The organism is Acinetobacter entericus (genome assembly GCF_026168575.1).
Lineage (GTDB): Bacteria > Pseudomonadota > Gammaproteobacteria > Pseudomonadales > Moraxellaceae > Acinetobacter > Acinetobacter bouvetii.
Genome location: NZ_JAPEQW010000116.1, coordinates 1 through 780 on the forward strand (window position 1 = coordinate 1; position 780 = coordinate 780).

The window sequence follows — 780 nt, forward strand, 5'->3', positions numbered from 1 at the left end:
CCATTCCTGCGGCGAACGCGGCAGCCTCATCATGATGACAACTGTGGCAACCAAGCAGATGGCCAGTGTGACAGCCACTGCAGCACCATAAAACTTTAAAAATGCGGCAAAACCGCTTGTAGAGACTGGCTCCATTAATTCCCCCTAATTTTTGGCAATAAAAAAGCACCTTTCGGTGCTTTAAGTAATTTCACTAGAAACCAAGTTAAATATTTTTGGCGTGCCAGCAATCCAATCGGTAACGCCAGTAAATGAAGCAATTGTGCTCCAATCAGAACCATTATTTGAACCCTGTACAACAAAATCCTTTGGTGCACGTGCAGTACCGCCCGCATAATTTTGCGGCCAAATTTTCAGCTCAGCAAAATCTGTAACTTCTGCAAAATCAAGAGCAACCCAATGCGGAGACAAAACATCAGTTGCCGAAATCCACGAACCAAACTGCGCGTCAAGGAAGTTTTTATCAACCAGCTTAGAAGCCTTCGCATTATCTGCAGCGTAATAACTGCTCTGACTTGTTCCCATTTCTGGTGTTGTTACATCTTCACCACCAATTGTGCTAGCTATTGCAACCTCTTGAATTGACGTATAAGCAGCTCCGTTATTTTCTGTTATATAGATAAGCAACCAGCGGAAACGATGCGGCTTAAATGCATCTACAGCAACTTCATCACTCATTTTCTCTACACTATTTTTAACAGAACCAATGCGTACGTAATATGTTTGACCAGCATCAATATCATTATCAATATATGTTCGCACTTCACCTGCAAAAATCAT

General features: G+C 42.2%; 1 protein-coding gene. It reads right to left on the minus strand.

Translation table 11 applies throughout. From position 1 onward, the window contains the following. Positions 1 to 180: 180 nt before the first annotated feature. A partial coding sequence (locus OKC24_RS19810; RefSeq protein WP_265466302.1) for a discoidin domain-containing protein occupies positions 181 to 780 on the minus strand: 600 nt, incomplete at its 5' end.